15 protein-coding genes are annotated in these 18,025 nt (G+C 33.4%); 6 read left to right on the top strand and 9 right to left on the bottom strand.

The window, feature by feature from the left end; genetic code table 11:
* Positions 1 to 56: 56 nt before the first annotated feature.
* The 3 genes from T410_RS03235 to T410_RS03245 form a co-directional block, all read right to left on the bottom strand.
* Positions 57 to 1,085 (bottom strand): asparaginase, encoded by a 1,029-nt coding sequence (locus T410_RS03235; protein ID WP_035668660.1) that lies wholly within the window; start codon positions 1,083 to 1,085, stop codon positions 57 to 59.
* Positions 1,075 to 2,211 carry a 1-acyl-sn-glycerol-3-phosphate acyltransferase gene (locus T410_RS03240; protein ID WP_035668661.1) on the bottom strand — a complete coding sequence of 379 codons (1,137 nt, stop codon included), beginning with the start codon at positions 2,209 to 2,211 and terminating at the stop codon, positions 1,075 to 1,077. Before T410_RS03240 ends, T410_RS03235 begins: the two co-directional genes overlap by 11 nt.
* A gap of 66 nt (positions 2,212 to 2,277) precedes the next feature.
* The gene (locus T410_RS03245) at positions 2,278 to 3,057 is read right to left on the bottom strand and encodes a TatD family hydrolase (protein ID WP_035668662.1); all 780 of its coding nucleotides are present in this window, start codon (positions 3,055 to 3,057) and stop codon (positions 2,278 to 2,280) included.
* 149 nt (positions 3,058 to 3,206) lie between these two features.
* On the opposite strand from T410_RS03245, the gene T410_RS03250 reads away from it, so the two are divergent.
* Positions 3,207 to 3,647: a retropepsin-like aspartic protease gene (locus tag T410_RS03250; protein ID WP_035668664.1), complete on the top strand. Its 441-nt coding sequence runs from the start codon at positions 3,207 to 3,209 to the stop codon at positions 3,645 to 3,647.
* A gap of 56 nt (positions 3,648 to 3,703) precedes the next feature.
* Here T410_RS03250 and T410_RS16400 read toward each other — a convergent pair whose 3' ends face one another.
* The 3 genes from T410_RS16400 to T410_RS03265 all read right to left on the bottom strand — a co-directional run bounded on the left by T410_RS16400 (position 3,704) and on the right by T410_RS03265 (position 11,194).
* Positions 3,704 to 6,613: a T9SS type A sorting domain-containing protein gene (locus tag T410_RS16400; RefSeq protein WP_051929341.1), complete on the bottom strand. Its 2,910-nt coding sequence runs from the start codon at positions 6,611 to 6,613 to the stop codon at positions 3,704 to 3,706.
* Between the two features lie 399 nt (positions 6,614 to 7,012).
* On the bottom strand, positions 7,013 to 8,254 hold the full coding sequence (gene odhB, locus T410_RS03260; protein WP_035668665.1) for a 2-oxoglutarate dehydrogenase complex dihydrolipoyllysine-residue succinyltransferase: 1,242 nt from the start codon (positions 8,252 to 8,254) through the stop codon (positions 7,013 to 7,015).
* A 168-nt stretch (positions 8,255 to 8,422) separates the two neighbouring features.
* The gene (locus tag T410_RS03265) at positions 8,423 to 11,194 is read right to left on the bottom strand and encodes a 2-oxoglutarate dehydrogenase E1 component (RefSeq protein ID WP_035668668.1); all 2,772 of its coding nucleotides are present in this window, start codon (positions 11,192 to 11,194) and stop codon (positions 8,423 to 8,425) included.
* A gap of 117 nt (positions 11,195 to 11,311) precedes the next feature.
* On the opposite strand from T410_RS03265, the gene T410_RS03270 reads away from it, so the two are divergent.
* The gene (locus tag T410_RS03270; RefSeq protein ID WP_035668671.1) at positions 11,312 to 11,854 is read left to right on the top strand and encodes a hypothetical protein; all 543 of its coding nucleotides are present in this window, start codon (positions 11,312 to 11,314) and stop codon (positions 11,852 to 11,854) included.
* Positions 11,855 to 11,920: 66 nt separating this feature from the next.
* Here T410_RS03270 and T410_RS03275 read toward each other — a convergent pair whose 3' ends face one another.
* From T410_RS03275 to T410_RS03285, 3 genes are all read right to left on the bottom strand, one after another.
* Positions 11,921 to 12,277: a hypothetical protein gene (locus tag T410_RS03275; protein ID WP_035668674.1), complete on the bottom strand. Its 357-nt coding sequence runs from the start codon at positions 12,275 to 12,277 to the stop codon at positions 11,921 to 11,923.
* A gap of 37 nt (positions 12,278 to 12,314) precedes the next feature.
* Positions 12,315 to 13,007: a lycopene cyclase domain-containing protein gene (locus T410_RS03280; protein ID WP_035668677.1), complete on the bottom strand. Its 693-nt coding sequence runs from the start codon at positions 13,005 to 13,007 to the stop codon at positions 12,315 to 12,317.
* Positions 13,008 to 13,125: 118 nt separating this feature from the next.
* The gene (locus T410_RS03285; RefSeq protein WP_035668679.1) at positions 13,126 to 14,100 is read right to left on the bottom strand and encodes a polyprenyl synthetase family protein; all 975 of its coding nucleotides are present in this window, start codon (positions 14,098 to 14,100) and stop codon (positions 13,126 to 13,128) included.
* Positions 14,101 to 14,306: 206 nt separating this feature from the next.
* Between T410_RS03285 and T410_RS03290 the strand changes: the two genes are divergently transcribed.
* The 4 genes from T410_RS03290 (at position 14,307) to T410_RS03305 (ending at position 17,972) form a co-directional block, all read left to right on the top strand.
* Positions 14,307 to 14,828, top strand: a complete 522-nt coding sequence (locus tag T410_RS03290) for a YceI family protein (RefSeq protein WP_035668681.1) — start codon at positions 14,307 to 14,309, stop codon at positions 14,826 to 14,828.
* A gap of 138 nt (positions 14,829 to 14,966) precedes the next feature.
* Positions 14,967 to 15,563 carry a TetR/AcrR family transcriptional regulator gene (locus tag T410_RS03295; RefSeq protein ID WP_035674024.1) on the top strand — a complete coding sequence of 199 codons (597 nt, stop codon included), beginning with the start codon at positions 14,967 to 14,969 and terminating at the stop codon, positions 15,561 to 15,563.
* Positions 15,563 to 16,906: a TolC family protein gene (locus tag T410_RS03300; RefSeq protein WP_035668684.1), complete on the top strand. Its 1,344-nt coding sequence runs from the start codon at positions 15,563 to 15,565 to the stop codon at positions 16,904 to 16,906. Before T410_RS03295 ends, T410_RS03300 begins: the two co-directional genes overlap by 1 nt.
* Before the next feature lie 4 nt (positions 16,907 to 16,910).
* Positions 16,911 to 17,972, top strand: coding sequence for an efflux RND transporter periplasmic adaptor subunit (locus T410_RS03305; protein WP_035668687.1), 1,062 nt, complete (start codon positions 16,911 to 16,913; stop codon positions 17,970 to 17,972).
* Positions 17,973 to 18,025 lie beyond the last annotated feature (53 nt).

Here is an 18,025-nt window from a genome sequence, read left to right on the forward strand (position 1 = left end):
ATTTTGGTTTGCAAATAACATGAAAAAAAATGAGTTAGAAAAGTAAAATCTGAATATTATACCATTTCACCCCGTAAAGAAGTTTCAAAAATCGTTTTGAAATCTTTTGCCTCAATTTTTTGACTCAATAAATACATTAATTTTGTGATCGCTGCTTCGGTAGTGATGTCTTTTCCTGAAATTACTCCTATTTTCTTCATTCCAGTGCTAGTTTCATATTGACCCATATTAACGCTTCCGCCCGAACATTGTGTAACATTAATGATATACAATCCTTTTTCAATGGCTTTTATCAATAAATCTATAAACCACTCTTCGGTTGGAGCATTACCTGACCCATAGGTTTCTAATACAATTCCTTTAAGATTTTGAATATTAAAAATAGCTGACAAAACCGTTTCACTAATTCCAGGAAACATTTTTATGATGACTACATTAGTATCTAAATCCTTATGAACCTTTAATTTCCTAACTCTTGGTATCGGTAAAAACAATTCGTTATTCCTATTTAAATGAACCCCAGATTCTATCAAAGCAGGGTAATTTGGGGATGTAAATGCTTTGAAATGTTCTGCATTTATTTTAATTGTTCGGTTACCTCGATATAATTTATATTCAAAATAAAGGCAAACTTCTCTTATTACAGCTTTTCCATTTTCACGCAAAGATGCGATTTGGATTGCGGTAATCAGATTCTCTTTGGCATCCGTACGCAAATCTCCAATAGGCAACTGCGAACCGGTAAAAATAACTGGTTTCGACAAATTTTCGAGCATAAAACTCAATGCCGATGCTGAATACGACATAGTATCTGATCCATGAAGTACGACAAATCCATCAAAGGCCGCATAATTTTCTTCTATAATCGAACCAATTTTGGCCCATTCGTGAGGATTCATATTAGAAGAATCAATGGGAATTTCGAAAGAAATAGTCTCTATTTCACAATCTAATTGTTTCAGTTCAGGAATCCGTTGCAATAATTTACTAAAATTGAAAGCCTTGAGCGCACCAGTTTCAAAATCTTTACTCATACCAATGGTTCCACCAGTATAAATGAGCAGTATTTTAGCTTTAGATAACATTATGGTATTTTGATTTATTAACTACAGGATTAGAATACATAGCTAAAAATCCTTGTAATGCAATGGGATTAGTTTCATCAATACGCATCTCTAACCTACGTTCAAAAAGTGATTTCTCATTTTCTGTATAAAGATGGGAATGAGTATTGATTTTATTAACAATATCATAAGCAATATAATTGGTCGGCCACAGTTTATAATTTGACAATATTGAGTCATCAATAACTTGTGCCAAAGCTAATATTTGCTTGTTACAATTGTCATTTATAGCGCCGATTGCATCTATTTCTGTATCTAAAACTTTTCCTATGTGAATGTGAATTCTTTTCTTCTGTCCCAAAGCGCCGCTAAGAATGGTCATAAAATCTTCATTCTCTTCTTTTATGTACACTTCATTATTGGCTTCAGCCATTAATTGAGGCATTTTCAAAGCGTCAGTTGGGTCGTATTCATAGGAAATGGAAACTGGGACGATTTTAAGTTTTTTGAAATAATCCATCAAATTCTTTTCATCAGAAGCCATTCCCAACATTTTTAAAACACCTGGATTTGTCGCATCATTCCCATCTTTAGTCCTTCCTTCGCGTTGAGCAATCCAAACTGAACGATTTTCATGAAGCAATAAATTACCTATATATTCTGATAATAACTTTGAACTTTGCAACATTTCCCTTGGCGTTAAGCCACGTTGAACGAGAAAATTACGATTCAATTTTGCTAAAGTGTTCAAAAAAGATTTTTTCACCAAATTATCTCCAATTGCAGAAGCCGTCATCACTAATCCATGCTCAAATAAAGCTGCGTTCAACAAAGTAGTATCTAAAAGAATATCTCGATGATTCGAAATAAATAAGTAAGCCGTATTAGGCTCTAAATTTTCGAAACCCGAAGTAGTTAATCCTTCTGAGCTTTTTTCTAGCACTTTCTGAACGGAGTTATAAATAAAATTGCATTGAAAATCACGAATAGAATGCGTTTTTCGAAGTTGCTCTTTCCAAACTTCGTCAGCAACATCCGGAAAAGAAAAATTCATTAATGCTTTCATCATAGGATGATGAATCACACTTTGAAGAGCCTCGTTAATTTCAGAGTCATAAAATGGCCGAATAGCGTCAAATTTCTGCATTGTTAGTTTTCTATGTTTGTGTGGGCAAATGAACAAAAAAAAAGTTAAAAAAAAAGTAAATTTGTTTTAAATCCCAAAAATAGCTTTAGAATTCTCTGTTGTTATTGTTGCAATTTCATTTGGCGTCAGACCATAAATATCGGATAACTTATTTACAACATTTACAAGGTAGCTACTTTCATTTCTTTTTCCTCTATAAGGAATAGGCGCTAAATATGGGGAATCCGTTTCTAAAACAATGTATTTTAAATCTATTTGATTCAAAAACTGATCAATTTTACCGTTTTTAAAAGTGACGACACCTCCTATTCCAAGCTTCATATTATAGGAAATTGCTTTTTGAGCTTGTTCGTATGTACCTGAAAAACAATGAAAAATACCAAATAAATCATCCGATTTTTCATCTTCCAAAATTTCAAAAATTTCATCAAAAGCTTCTCGGCAATGAATGACAATAGGTAACTTATATTTTTTTGCCAATCGAATTTGAAATCTGAAAGCAATCTGTTGTTCTTCTAAATGGGTTTTATCCCAATACAAATCAATCCCAATTTCACCTATAGCATAAAATTTCCTTTTCTCTAATTCATTTTCAACATGCTGCAGCTCTTCGAGATAATTCTCTTTTACATACGTGGGATGCAAACCCATCATCAAGAAAACATTCTCCGGATAATTTTTCTCTAATTCATACATTGAAGCTGTACAAGACGAATCGATTGCAGGAATAAAAAAACGAGAAACACCGGCATTTATAGCTCTTTGTATCATTTCATTTCGATCCTGATCAAATTCCTCAGAATATAAATGCGTGTGTGTGTCGGTGATTATTGTATTTGTTTCCAAGTGTAAAGTTTAAGTGTACAAAACTACAAGATTTATACTAGTAGGGAAAGTGGTTTAACAAAGATTCGCATATTTCCATCAAAAACTCCAACAAACTACTTGTATATTTGTTTAACAGAAAACTAGAATCTGAAACAAATTTGGCATAAATGAAAAACCTGCACGAAATCCTTAAAAAAGAAAATTACAAGAAAATAAAATTTAAAATTACCAAAACACAGCATCTTTTAATAAAGGCAAAAATCAATGGTATCATAGGAAACTTTATTTTGGATACAGGTGCCTCAAATAGTTGTGTGGGATTTGAAAGTATTGATTTATTTTCATTGGAAGCAATGAAATCTAAAACTAAAGCTTCAGGTGCAGGGGCAAACGGAATGTTTACACAAATTGCTTTTAAAAATAAACTTCAATTGGGTAATTGGAAAGATTTGGAGTTTGACCTCGTTATTTTTGATTTATCCCATGTAAATGAAGCCTTGATCCAACACAAATCAAAACCAGTACATGGCATTATAGGTGCCGATGTTTTAATGAAAGGCAAAGCGATTGTGGATTATTACAATCATTATTTGTACTTATTGAAATAAAAAAAAGAGCATCAGTTATCCTGATGCCCTTTTCCACTACACTAACATAACCAAATTTAATCTTTAATAATTTTAGCGACATTGACTTTTCCGTTAATCTCTGTTTTTACTATATATACTCCTTTTTGAAGTTCACTCGTTTGTAAGATTGTTGAATTATTTTTGGGACTTTTTACTAAAACCTCTTGACCCAAAAGATTATAAACAGCGACTCTTTCAATCGTGTTATTTGCTTCAATTGTCATATAATTACTAGTCGGATTTGGATACATTCTAACTTTTGAAATCTCAAAATTAGCAATGCTCAGATTAGTGGCTACTTTACTAAAATATACATTATCCATATAAATCGTGCCAGCTAATCCGGAGAAAACAAACTGTGCAACATGTGCTTTTGTTGTCAAACCTGTAAACTCTGACATTGGAATATCTAAACTATTCCAGCCACTTAATGTTAATGTACGAGTCACTTCAAATTCCTTATCATCACCGCCTTGATAAGCGCCATCAGCACCAAAATCTACGATTTTTACTTTGAATGTAGCTACATTTGGAGTCCAAACATCAACATGAAAATAAAGCATTGGAGTGGCGTCAATTTTATTTGCTTCCGTAATAACTCCAAAATAACTTAGATCTGTATATTTCTTAGTATCATTTCCCGCAATTTGAAGGTCCGATAAAACATTTCCTGATTGTCCCCAATCAGCTCTCCAATTGTCAACTGTTACATTTGTGTAAGCATTACTAAATAATGAAATCACATTTGACTGAGCTGTCGCAGGCGTTGGCGCAGCCACTGTAGGAACAGTTGGGACAACAACTACAGCTGTTTTATTAAAATAGACATTATCAATATATATTGTTCCTGCTGATCCGGAAAAAACAAACTGTGCAATATGCGCTTTTGTAGTCAAACCTGTAAACTCTGAAAGCGGAATTTCTAAACTATTCCAACCACTTAATGCTAATGTACGAGTCACTTCAAATTCCTTATCATCACCACCTTGATAAGCGCCATCAGCACCAAAATCTACTATTTTGATTTTAAATGTAGTTACATTTGGCGTCCAAACATCAACATGGAAATTAAGCATTGCAGAAGCATCTATTTTATTGGCTTCCGTGATGACTCCAAAATAACTTAAATCTGTATATTTTTTAGTATCATTTCCAGCAATTTGAATGTCCGATAAAACATTACCAGATTGTCCCCAATCAGCTCTCCAATTATCAACAGTGACATTTGTATAAGCGTTACTAAATAACGAAATAACATTTGCTGCAATAACCGTAGGTGTCGGCGCTGCAACTGTTGGCACACTTGATACAACAGGCACATCTATTTTTGCAGAAAACCTAATATTATCCACATAACATACATGATTGGCCTCTCTTGTTGTTCCATCCGGAATAAAATCAGGGAATACAATAATTTGATCAATTCCTGTTGAAACTCCTTCACCTATTTTTCCTGCAAAGTTGAATGTTAATTCTTCCCATTCGTTAATTTTAGTATTAGTGACTGTGATTTCACCTGTCGAACCATTATCAGGGCGTGCAAACTTGATTCCTACTTTACTGATAACATCTTTATACACCATCATTTTAACCGTGCTGTTTGTTGCGTCCAAAGTAAAAGTCCCAATACCATTAACTCCTGAAGCATGTGAGGTTTCAAAACCTGTATACCATGCACCTGTAATTAAAGCTGTAAATTTTGCAACTGTGTTAGAGCTATTGATTCCAGTTTTATCGGGATTTATACTTAACAAAGATGTTGTTGACGGTCCAGAAGGATTATCAAAAGAAGTCAAAGTCCAAGTAGAACCATACTCGCCTGTTTCAAATGTAACTGGCGCATAAGGAGCAGCAGGAGGAGGAATAACTGCCGCCGTTTTGTTAAAATAAACATTATCTATGTATATGGTTCCTGCAGTTCCAGAGAAAACAAACTGTGCAATATGCGCTTTTGTAGTCAAACCTGTAAATTCTGACAGCGGAATTTCTAAACTATTCCAGCCACTCAATGTTAATGTACGGGTAACTTCAAATTCTTTATCATCACCTCCTTGGTAAACGCCATCAGCTCCAAAATCTACTATTTTGATTTTAAAGGTAGTCACATTTGGTGTCCAAACATCAACATGAAAATTAAGCATTGCAGAAGCGTCAATTTTATTGGCTTCCGTAATAACTCCAAAATAACTTAAATCAGTATATTTTTTAGTGTCATTTCCAGCAATTTGAATATCAGATAAAACATTACCTGATTGTCCCCAATCTGCTCTCCAATTATCAACAGTCACATTAGTATAAGCATTGCTAAACAACGAAATTACATCTGCTGCTAGTTTCGTGGGTGTTGGCGCAGCAACTGCTGGAACAGTAGCAGTTGGTTTTGCTGAAAAAGTAACATTATCAAAATAACTGGTTGTTTCTGTTGTTCTGGCATTGAAATCTAAAAAGAATATAATTTGATCAATATTGATGGTTTCAAACAATCCTATCTTTCCTGAAAAGTCAAAAGTTAATTCCTCCCATTCGTTAATTTTAGTATTTGGCACTTTAATTTCCGGTTGAGCACCACCATTTGCTATTGCGAATTTGATTGCCACATCGCTTATGACAGTTTTATATACCATTATTTTTATGATACTATTGGAAGCACTTAAAGTAAAAGTTCCAATGCCATTTGCACCCGAAGCATGTGCAGACTCAAATCCAGCATAGGGAGCCGCACCAGATGCAGTTGTTCCTGCTATAAATTTCCCTACCGTCGCTGAAGTGTTAATTCCGCCCGGAAATGGATTAGTAACTTTTGAATATCCAGCTCCACTTCCATTTTCAAAAGACCCAAATGTCCAAGTAGAACCGGGATCTCCAGTCTCGAAAGTTATAGGTGCATTTTGCGAATATCCTATGCAGGAGATTAACACCAAAATGAACAAAGTAATTTTTTTCATAATTTTGAGTTATTAGTTATTCTCAAATTTATGAATGTATTGTTTTGTGATTTTAAAATAGAAGTATCTAAAAACTATACAGCTTTACAAACAAATTATTTAATTATAAATAGCCGTATTCACTAGTATTACTGACACTTATCATTATTACTTAATCTTTTAAATAATTGTTTAATTCTATTTACTTTTGCTATGTTGTGGTAATGTAATGGTGAATTCTTATTTTTTAATGTTTTAATTTACACTTATCATATTTTTTTTCACAATAAAAAGATGTAACCATAAAAAAACAAATTTACCAGACATTTTTAGTTTTGATTTTAAGACATAAAAAAATCCCGTCTTGTTTTACAAGACGGGATTGGCATTTTTCCTTTGTCATTTGACAAAGTTATAGTATTACAATTCTAATGCTTTTTTAGGATTGTTGTCCATCAATAATTCTAATGGGTTTTCTAAAGCTTCTTTTACTGCAACCAAGAAACCTACAGACTCACGACCATCAATAATTCTGTGGTCATAAGATAAAGCTACGTACATCATTGGGTGAATTTCCACTTTACCGTTTACAGCAATTGGACGTTCGATAATGTTGTGCATTCCAAGGATTCCAGATTGTGGAGGATTAATAATTGGAGTAGATAACATACTTCCAAAAACACCACCATTAGTAATCGTGAACGTTCCTCCAGTCATATCATCAACAGTAATTTGCCCATCACGAGCTTTTAATGCTAATCTTTTAATATCTGCTTCAACTCCGCGGAAAGTCAAGTTTTCAGCATTACGAACTACAGGAACCATTAATCCTTTTGGTCCTGAAACCGCAATTGAAATATCGCAAAAATCGAAAGCAATCTTATGATCACCATCCATCATCGAATTTACATCCGGGAATAATTTTAATGCTCTAGTTACAGCTTTAGTAAAGAAAGACATGTATCCTAAACCAATTCCGCCGTGTTTTGCTTTGAACGCATCTTTGTATTCATTACGAATCAAGTTGATTGGCGTCATGTTTACTTCATTGAAAGTAGTCAACATCGCTGTTTCGTTTTTAGCAGCTACTAATCTTTCTGCTACTTTTCTACGCAACATCGATAATTTCGTACGCTCTGTTCCGCGAGATCCACCTGTAGGTGTTCCCATAGATGGCACTGCATTAACGGCATCATCTTTAGTGATTCTTCCGTCTTTTCCAGTTCCTGTTACTGAAGCTGGTGCAATATTTTTTTCGTCTAATATTTTTCTTGCTGCTGGAGATGGAGTTCCTGAAGCATAAGTTGCTGCTGGAGCTGCTGCTACCGGAGCTGCTGCTACCGGAGCTGCTTTTGGCGCTTCTGCTTTAACTTCAGTTTTTGGTGCTTCAACCACTGCTTCTGGTGCAGAACTAGATGGTTTTGCAGCGCTAGTATCAATTAAACAAACTACCGCTCCTACTGCTACAGCATCACCTTCTTCTGCTTTTAATGTAATGATTCCGCTTGCTTCTGCAGGTAATTCTAATGTCGCTTTATCAGAATCAACCTCAGCAATTGCTTGGTCTTTCTCTACATAGTCTCCGTCTTTTACTAACCAAGTTGCAATTTCAACTTCTTTTATAGATTCCCCTGGTGATGGGACTTTCATTTCTAAAATCATGTTCTATTATTTTAAATTATGAATTTTAAATTTTAAATTGTTCTAAAAACAACCTATGCTTATTATATGTACCATTTTAGCCCTGATGTCCAATTGCTCTCGCAATTACCTTTTTCTTTTTTCTTTAAAAAGAAAAAGATATAGCGCACAGCAGGAAATAGCTCCTTATTATCTAAATAAATTTTTATCGAATACCATTCGTATTGCATCAGCCTGACGGCGTTTTGCTCTTGTATAACTTCCTGCTGCCGGTGCTGCATATGCTTTTAGTGAAGCCAATCTCCATTTTACTAAATCGAAATTCATCAACATATAGCTGTAAGCTCCCATGTTTTTAGGTTCTTCTTGTGCCCAAACATAATCATCCGCGTTTGGATATTTAGCGATAATGGCTTTTAATTGTTCTACCGGTAATGGGAACAATTGTTCGATTCTAACTACAGCAACATCATTACGACCGTTATTTTCTCTTTCGGCAGTGATGTCATAATAGAATTTACCGGTACAGAAAACTAATGTTTTCACATCTGCTTTATTTACTGTTTCATCATCAAATGTTTCTTGGAAACTACCATTTGCAAATTCTTCAACAGAAGAAACAACTCTTGGATCACGCAATAAACTTTTTGGTGTGAACACAATAAGTGGTTTACGGAAAGTAGTTTTCATTTGTCTTCTCAACAAGTGGAAGAAGTTGGCTGGCGTTGTACAATCAGCAACATACATATTTTGTCTGGCACACAATTGTAAATAACGTTCCATTCTAGCAGATGAATGCTCTGCTCCTTGTCCTTCGTAACCGTGAGGCAATAATAAAACAATACCGTTTTGATTGTTCCATTTATCTTCTCCACAAGAAATATATTGGTCAATCATAATTTGGGCTCCATTACTGAAATCTCCAAACTGTGCTTCCCATATTGTAAGTGTATTTGGGTTTGCTAAAGCATAGCCATAATCAAAACCTAAAACACCATATTCAGATAAAAGAGAATTGAAAATATTGAATTTCCCTTTTTTGTTTTCGATAGCATTCAATAAGATTACTTCTTCCTCAGAATCTTCTACTTTAACCACTGCGTGGCGGTGAGAGAATGTACCACGCTCCACGTCTTGACCTGAAATACGAATATCAAAACCTTCTGTCAAAAGCGAACCATAAGCTAATGCCTCAGCAGTTCCCCAATCTATAGTGTTATTGTCGTAACCTGTTTTTCTATCAGTAACAATTTTAGTTATTTTATTGATGAACTTCTTATCTGACGGTAAGCTTGAGATTGTTTTTATAATAGAATCTAATCCGTCTTTAGAATACGAAGTATCGACGTTTTCAAGCATTTGCGTATCCGTTACTTGTTCAAAACCTTTCCATTCATTTTTCATAAATGGAGTAATGATTGTCAAGTCTTTTTTACGGGAAGCTTCAAGATTTACTTCAAGATTAGATTTGTATTCTTTTTCTAATCCGTTTACATATGTAGCATCAATAATTCCTTCTGACAATAGCTTTTCAGCATAAATATCTCTTGGGTTTTGATGTTTTGCAATAATTTTATATAAAACTGGCTGCGTGAAACGAGGTTCATCACCTTCATTATGTCCGTATTTTCTATATCCTAATAAGTCAATGAATACATCACGACCAAATTGCATTCTGAAATCCAACGCAAATGACATAGCGTGTACTACAGCTTCAGCATCATCTGCATTCACGTGTAATACAGGCGAAAGTGTTACTTTGGCAACATCTGTACAATAGGTTGATGAACGGGCATCCAGATAATTAGTTGTAAAACCAACCTGATTATTGATTACAATGTGAATTGTACCTCCCGTTTTATATCCGTCCAATTGTGCCATTTGCACTATTTCATAAAGAATTCCCTGACCGGCAATTGCGGCATCCCCGTGAACGGCAATTGGCAATACTTTAGAGAAATCATTAGGGAAATATTTATCTTGTTTTGCTCTTGTGATTCCTTCAATTACTGCACCTACAGTTTCTAGGTGAGAAGGATTTGGAGCTAAATTGATATTTATTTTTTTACCTGTACGGGTAACTTTATCAGCCGTAAGACCTAAGTGGTATTTTACGTCACCATCAAAATATTCCTGATCGTAATCTTTACCGTCAAACTCACCAAAAATATCTTGAGTTGATTTACCAAAAATATTGGCCAAAACATTTAAACGACCACGATGTGCCATTCCCATTACAAATTGCTCTACTCCTTTTTCGGCAGCCTTTTCAATTAAAGCATCCAAAGCAGGAATTACAGATTCCCCTCCTTCAAGTGAAAATCGTTTTTGACCAACATATTTTGTATGTAAGAAATTTTCAAAAGAAACTGCTTCATTTAATTTGTCAAGAATAGATTTCTTTTCATCAGCAGAAAAATTAGGCTGATTATCGTTTATTCCTAATTTATCTTGAATCCAATTAATCATTTCAGGCTTACGAATATACATGTATTCAACACCAATATGCTGACAATAAATTGCCTCAAGGTGCATTATAATTTCCTGAAGTGTACAAGGCTGAATGCCGATAACTTTTGCCGCATCAAAGACCGTATTTAAATCAGCCGGAGAAAGCGAAAAATTTGCGATTTCAAGTGTAGGCAAAGTAGCTCTTCTTTCTCTTACAGGATTTGTTTTGGTAAACAAATGCCCACGAGAACGATAGCCATCAATCAATTTAAGTACGTTAAATTCTTTTTGAAGTTTTTCCGATACATGAGTGCTCTCCATATTCCCAGAAGCTACATTTGCAATGTAGGTTACTGGATTCTCCTCATTGTAAGTGGTCATTCCAAAGTCAAAACCTTGAAAAAAACTTCTCCAACTTGGCTCTACGCTATCTGGATTTACTAAATATTGATCGTATAATTGTGCGAAAAATTCGGTGTGTGCTGCGTTTAAAAATGAAAACCTATCCATAATGCTAGTGAATATACTTTTTGTTAAATAGTTTGACAAAAGTACAATAATCCAGTATATCTAAATCTATTTTTTACGTACTTTTACGTAAAAATTTGTTAAAAAAACCCCAAAAACATGAAAAAAACTCATCAATTAGCCATTTTAAGATCTTTATTGATTTCGATAGCCTTATTCTCTTCCTGTTTTTTATCGGCTCAACAACAAACAATTGCAAACCATTCACAAAGTGATTTCTGGAAAAAAGTACAATTTGGAGGAGGGATAGGATTAAGTTTTGGCTCTCAATATACAGATGTATCTCTGGCTCCAAGTGCTATTTATAACTTCAATGAATATGTAGCTTTGGGTCTTGGCGTCCAATACACTTACATAAAGCAAAAGAATTATTACGCTTCCCATTTATACGGCGGAAGCATTGTAGCGCTCCTTAATCCTATAAAGGAAATTCAACTTTCGGCTGAATTGGAAGAATTAAGAATTAATGTCAATTTAATTGGTTCTAACAGCAACTCACAAGATTACTGGAATACCGGGTTGTTTCTGGGAGCTGGTTATAGAGCTGGAAATGTAACTATTGGCGCACGTTATAATGTACTAAGCGACAAAAACAATGTCTATGGTAATGCGTTTATGCCGTTTGTCAGGGTTTATTTTTAATCCCTGACCCTCTCAAACTTTCGGGGGCTATCCAAAAGAGAGGAATGAAAACCCTTAAAAAAGCGATCAACGATATTTATTCCTGAACCACACTTTTTGCCATTCTCGTTTTAAAATTAAAAAAGCTACTTGTTCAGCAAGAATTACTAAATCCGAGCCATCCAGTTTTTTTATTTGTTCTTCAGAAACATCAATTATGTAGAGTAGATTAAGATATTCGGCAAATTTATATTGAATGAGTCGATAGATTTTTTCATGTAATTGTATCTTCAATTCATTGGGAGAAACACTCATCGGAAAATCAATTCCTTCGTTGGCCAAATTGAAATCCTTATTGATTTGTTCAATTAATTTCAGGTACAAAGATTCCTTTTCGGCTTCTTCGAGTAATTTATTGGAATTTATTGGAGCAATGAAATTCATTTTTTATTTTTTTACGACTAAATTATTTGGCTGACTATTATTCTGAAAGTTGAATCTTTTTTTTGCCAGAAGCAAAATTATAGGCCACACCCGAAAAGCTTCCCCAAGTAAAATACCATATCATTTCTGTTAACGGAATATTACCATAAATAGTTATTCCATATTTAGTATTGGCCAAAAGCCAGCATTTATCCCAGAAATCAATAAAAATCATATTAAACAATATATGATAATTTACAAACATCATAATTAGCATAATGAAACCTGAGTAAAAAGCCTCTTTCAACAAATCAGCTCTGTTGATTAACATAAATACAGTGAGTATTACAAATGTAATCGAACTTACAAAAATGGAATTATACCCTAAAAATATATTAAACACAAATAATGACACCACGCCAATCAAGAACATAATTCCAAATATTCTCTTATTATTAGCGACAAACTCTTGATCTTTAGTTTTAAAGAAAATATCATATGCAACTACTGAAATTCCTGTAATTGTAAAGCCAAAAATAAAATCTTCAACCGAAACTATCTTTCTGCCAAGTACTGAATAGGGATGCCAATAATCTTTAAAATACCAATATTCAGCTATAAAACCAGCAAAGCCGCCAAACCAACTCACTTTAATTAGCTTTCTTCTAATGTCTTTCCTTATTATGTAAAATGAAATCCAAATTACGAACAAGAATATACCTAAAAATAAATACCCATATTTATCGTCCATATCAAATGCCGTATCGCTGTTGTATCATATAAATAATCTCGATTCGAAAATAGGAAATAGGCAGTGAAAAAAAAATATTTCTTTGGAATAAAATTCTTCGCCAAAAAAAATAGTGATATTATTTATTTCTACCCATTAAATTTTCGCCAAAGTCTTTTAACATCGCTTTTTTATCTTCCGAAATATCCATTTTCTCTAAGGTTTCAAAAGCTTTCAATGTATACTCTTCAATAGCTTTTTGCGTGTCTTGAGATGCGCCAGTTGAATTGAAAATTTCTTTCACGGCACTAATTTTACTTGCATTATCATCCATTTTAATAGAAAATGAATGCAACAATTGCTCTTTTTCTGCTGGATTCGAAAACTCGATGGCTTTTAGATACAAATACGTTTTTTTGTTTTCTATGATATCACCTCCTACTTGTTTTCCAAAGGTTTCTGGATTACCAAATGCATCCAGATAATCATCCTGTAATTGAAAAGCCAACCCCAAATTCAAACCAAATTCATAGATTAAATTTGCATTTTCTTCTGAAGTTTGTGCAACTATTGCACCCATTTTCATTGCAGCAGCTACAAGAACGGCTGTCTTATACTCAATCATTTTGAGATATTCAGGAATGGTCACATCATTTCTAACTTCAAAATCCACGTCCCATTGTTGTCCTTCACAAACTTCAAGAGCCGTTTTACTGAACAATTTAGCAAGTTTACGAAAAATCACAGGTTCGTACTTTTCAAAATATTGGTATGCTAAAATCAGCATTGCATCACCAGATAAAATACCCGTATTGATATTCCATTTTTCATGCACCGTTTTCTTTCCTCTTCGCAAGGGAGCATCGTCCATAATATCATCATGGACCAAAGAAAAATTATGAAAAACCTCAACAGCCAAAGCAGCTGGCAACGCTCTTTTATAATCCGCATCAAAAACTTCAGCGCTCATAAGTGTAAGTACTGGACGCATTCTTTTTCCTCCAAGATCTAAAATATAATGTATGGGTTCATACAAATTTTTGGGCTCTTTGGGTTCATATTGTGATTGCAAATATTCCGAAATGAACTCCTGATACTGGTAAATGGTATGCATAAATTAATTTTTGGCTAATTTACAGTATTCACTCTTCATTCCAAACCGCATTTCTTAATGAAATGTTAAATAATTAAAATACAACGGAAACTATTTTGGTATTCAAAGTTTCCAATATACATTTGCATCGAAATTTAACATATTAATACATCAATCATTTCTACTTATTTTGAAATGAAAACCCAACCCACATAACCCAAATCATTATGACAACAACATGGACAATTGATTCAACACAATCTGATGTTTTGATTAAAATAAGACATTCGATAATTGCATATTTGGCAGGGACAATCAACAAATTCAAAGGCCATATAGACATTCAGGACAATGAAATTGAAGATGCTTCAATAGAATTTTCTTTGGATGTGAACAACACCGATACGAAACTGGAACAAATTGATTCGCATCTAAGACTGAATGATTTTTTGGATGTTAATGAATATCCAATAATAAGTTTTAAATCAACCTCTTTTCAAAAAGTAAATAAGAATATTAATTTTTTAAAAGGAAATTTAACTATCAAAAATATCACTAAAATTGTTGAACTTGATGCAGAATTCATTGGAATCAGCGCTTATAATGGCGATCAAAAAGCAGCCTTTGAAATAACTGGAGCTATTAATCGTAACGACTTTGGATTAACATCAAATGCATATACGCAAACTGGTGGTATAACAACAGGACAAGACATTAAGCTCATTGCAAATTTAGAATTCACAGTTTAAGACCTATTATGTAAAGGTTAAAAAAACAAAAAATAAATGGAAACTATTTTGGTGTTCTTGGTTTCCTTCTTAGATTTGTACTCGAATTTTAATTTACTTCCAAATAAATTAAAAAAATATTGGTTTAATTTAAACAAAATGAAAGAGAAAATAATATCAAAAGCAAGCGATATGTTCTTAAAACTAGGTTTTAAGAGCATTACAATGGATGATATTGCAGGTGAAATGTGTATTTCTAAAAAAACAATCTACAAATACTTTTGTAATAAAGAATTACTAATTGAGGAAAGCACAGCTACAATACATAAAGAAGTGCATCAAATTATTTATAGCATCATTGCTAAAAATTACAATGCCATTGAGGAAAATTTTGAGATAAGAAAAATGTTCAAGGAAATGTTTAAATCCTCAGACACCTCCCCTATTTACCAATTAAAAAAGCACTACCCTGAAATACATAATAAGGTAATGTCAAGAGAAATAGAAGAGTGCAACACCATATTCAAACAAAATATTGAAAAAGGAATTAAACAAGGTTTGTATCGAAGTGATCTAAACATAGAAACCTATGTACGGTTTTATTATATCCTTATTTTTAGTATTAATGGAAATACTAAATCTGAAAAAGAAGCCCAAAAAATAGAACTTGAAATTCTAGAATACCACACCAGAGCTATGGCAACAGAAAAAGGAATTATTGAACTTGAAAAACAATTACTAAACCCTAATATATAATGAAAAATATAATTTTAATCACCTTCTTGATATTTGCAATAACTGCAAAATCACAAGATACCAAATCGCTAACGCTTAAAGATGCGATTACTTATGCTTTAGAAAATAAAGCAGATGCTAAAAAAGCCAAACTTAAAGTAGAAAACAGCGAATACCAAATTCAAGAAGTTCGTTCCAGAGCATTACCACAAATTTCAGCTAATGGAGGTTTAACATACAACCCTATTTTACAAACTACATTCCTTGACGGAGGCTCTTTTGGTGGTGAACCTGGAACTACCGTTAAACTTAATTTTGGACAAAAATGGAACTCCACAGCTGGGGTTTCTTTAACACAAACACTTTTTGACCAATCTGTGTTTACCGGATTAAAAGCTGCCAGATCAACTAGAGAATTCTATCAGATAAATGATCAATTAACAGAAGAACAAGTAATTGAAAGAGTTGCAAATAATTACTATCAGGTTTATGTTCAAAGACAAAAATTAAATGTTCTGGACAGTACTTATGTGAATACCAACAAAGTGAAAACGATAATTAAAGGACAATTTGACAATGGTCTTGCCAAAAAAATTGACTTGGATAGAATTTTAGTAAAAATTTCGAACATCAATACACAACGTCAGCAAATTTTAAATGCAGTTCAATTACAAGAAAATGCTTTGAAATTTTACATTGGAATGCCAATTGAAACTAAAATTACTATTCCACAAACTGAATTTCAAGTTACGCCTCAAGCATTCTCTGAAGCGCCAAATACAGCAAACAGAACAGAATATTTGCTTTTGAAAAAACAAGAACAATTATTAATGTTTCAAAAGAAAGCAGATGAAGCGGCATACTACCCAACACTTTCCCTTTCAGCGGGCTACAATTATATTGGTCAGGGCCCAAAAATGCCTTGGGGAGCAAAACCTGCTGATGGTGTTTACTGGTCTGATTACTCTTCTATTGGCTTGAACTTAAAAGTTCCCATTTTTACCGGATTTGGAACTCGAGCCAAAGTAAGACAAGCTGATGTTAATTTAAGATCCTTGAAAGAAGACATAAAAGACACCAAATTAAGTCTTGATTTAGCGTATGAAAATGCTAACATTCAAATTAACAACAGCGTCATTACGATAAATAATCAAAAGGAAAATGCGCAATTAGCACAAGAAGTATTAAACAACACCAGAAATAATTACATACAAGGATTGGCTTCTTTAACTGATTTATTGGATGCAGAAAATTCATTGACAGAGGCACAGAACAATTATACTTCTGCAATATTAGATTACAAACTGGCAGAAATTCAATTAATCAAATCAAAAGGAGAATTAAAAACATTACTAAACAACTAATAACATGAAGAAAAATATAATAACCGGAATAATTATTTTAGGCGCACTAGCAATCATAGCAGTAGTTTTAACAAACAATAAAAAAGAAAATAAAGCAAAAACAGATGTTGTTGCTCAAAAAAATGCAAGTGTTTCTGTTAAAGTTGAAACGGTAAAAACAGATGAAGTTTCACTTGATTTTTCGGCTAATGGAAATTTTGAGCCACTGCAAGAATTGAGCTTTTCTGCTGAAAAACCTGGAAGAGTGGTACGTGTTTTAGTAGATGAAGGATCGACAGTACATATAGGTCAAACTCTGGCAATTGTAAGAAGTGAACAAATAACATCAGACTTAGAAACAGCACAAGCTTCCTACCAAAATGCATTAACTGATTATAATCGTTTTGAAAATGCATTCAAAACAGGAGGAGTTACAAAACAACAATTAGACCAGGCAAAATTAGGGCTTGTTACTGCAAAATCAAGATTGCAACAAGCTAAAGTCAATATTGGTGATACGAACATCAAATCCACCATTAACGGAATTGTAAACAAAAGATATATTGAGCCAGGATCAGTTCTTGGTGCTGCAACCCAAATGTTTGACATTGTAAATGTTACTAGGCTAAAATTAAAAGTTACGGTTAATGAAAATCAAGTAGCCAGCTTAAAATTAGGAAACAATGTAAATGTTAAAGCAAGTGTTTATCCTGATGCTAATTTTTCAGGTAAAATTACTTTTATCGCTCCAAAAGCGGATTCCCGTTTAAACTTTCCTATAGAAATAGAAATTGCCAACAATTCCTCTAATGATTTGAAAGCAGGAATGTACGGAACAGCTGAATTTGCTTCAAACCAACAAAAACAATCGTTGATGATTGTTCCTAGAAATGCATTTGTAGGTAGTGTAAGCAGCAACCAAATATTTACAGTCGAAAATGGAATTGCTAAACTAAAAAAGGTTACCGCAGGTAGAATCATTGGAGACAAAGTAGAAATTTTAAACGGTCTTTCTGATGGTGAAACTGTGATTGTTACAGGCCAAATTAACCTTCAAGACGGATCTAAAGTAGATATTATAAAATAGTAGAAAGTCATAAAGTCAAAAGTAGAAAAGTCAAAAGTAGAAACACTAAGACT

Source organism: Flavobacterium sp. 83 (genome assembly GCF_000744835.1).
In the GTDB taxonomy this organism is placed as follows: Bacteria; Bacteroidota; Bacteroidia; order Flavobacteriales; family Flavobacteriaceae; genus Flavobacterium.

Coding starts and splice junctions, on each gene's coding strand:
- odhB (WP_035668665.1), bottom strand. CDS start 8,254: ATGATTTTAGAAATGAAAGTCCCATCACCAGGGGAATCTATAAAAGAA.
- T410_RS03270 (WP_035668671.1), top strand. CDS start 11,312: ATGAAAAAAACTCATCAATTAGCCATTTTAAGATCTTTATTGATTTCG.
- T410_RS03285 (WP_035668679.1), bottom strand. CDS start 14,100: ATGCATACCATTTACCAGTATCAGGAGTTCATTTCGGAATATTTGCAA.
- T410_RS03240 (WP_035668661.1), bottom strand. CDS start 2,211: ATGCAGAAATTTGACGCTATTCGGCCATTTTATGACTCTGAAATTAAC.
- T410_RS03275 (WP_035668674.1), bottom strand. CDS start 12,277: ATGAATTTCATTGCTCCAATAAATTCCAATAAATTACTCGAAGAAGCC.
- T410_RS16400 (WP_051929341.1), bottom strand. CDS start 6,613: ATGAAAAAAATTACTTTGTTCATTTTGGTGTTAATCTCCTGCATAGGA.
- T410_RS03250 (WP_035668664.1), top strand. CDS start 3,207: ATGAAAAACCTGCACGAAATCCTTAAAAAAGAAAATTACAAGAAAATA.
- T410_RS03290 (WP_035668681.1), top strand. CDS start 14,307: ATGACAACAACATGGACAATTGATTCAACACAATCTGATGTTTTGATT.
- T410_RS03265 (WP_035668668.1), bottom strand. CDS start 11,194: ATGGATAGGTTTTCATTTTTAAACGCAGCACACACCGAATTTTTCGCA.
- T410_RS03280 (WP_035668677.1), bottom strand. CDS start 13,007: ATGGACGATAAATATGGGTATTTATTTTTAGGTATATTCTTGTTCGTA.
- T410_RS03300 (WP_035668684.1), top strand. CDS start 15,563: ATGAAAAATATAATTTTAATCACCTTCTTGATATTTGCAATAACTGCA.
- T410_RS03295 (WP_035674024.1), top strand. CDS start 14,967: ATGAAAGAGAAAATAATATCAAAAGCAAGCGATATGTTCTTAAAACTA.
- T410_RS03305 (WP_035668687.1), top strand. CDS start 16,911: ATGAAGAAAAATATAATAACCGGAATAATTATTTTAGGCGCACTAGCA.
- T410_RS03235 (WP_035668660.1), bottom strand. CDS start 1,085: ATGTTATCTAAAGCTAAAATACTGCTCATTTATACTGGTGGAACCATT.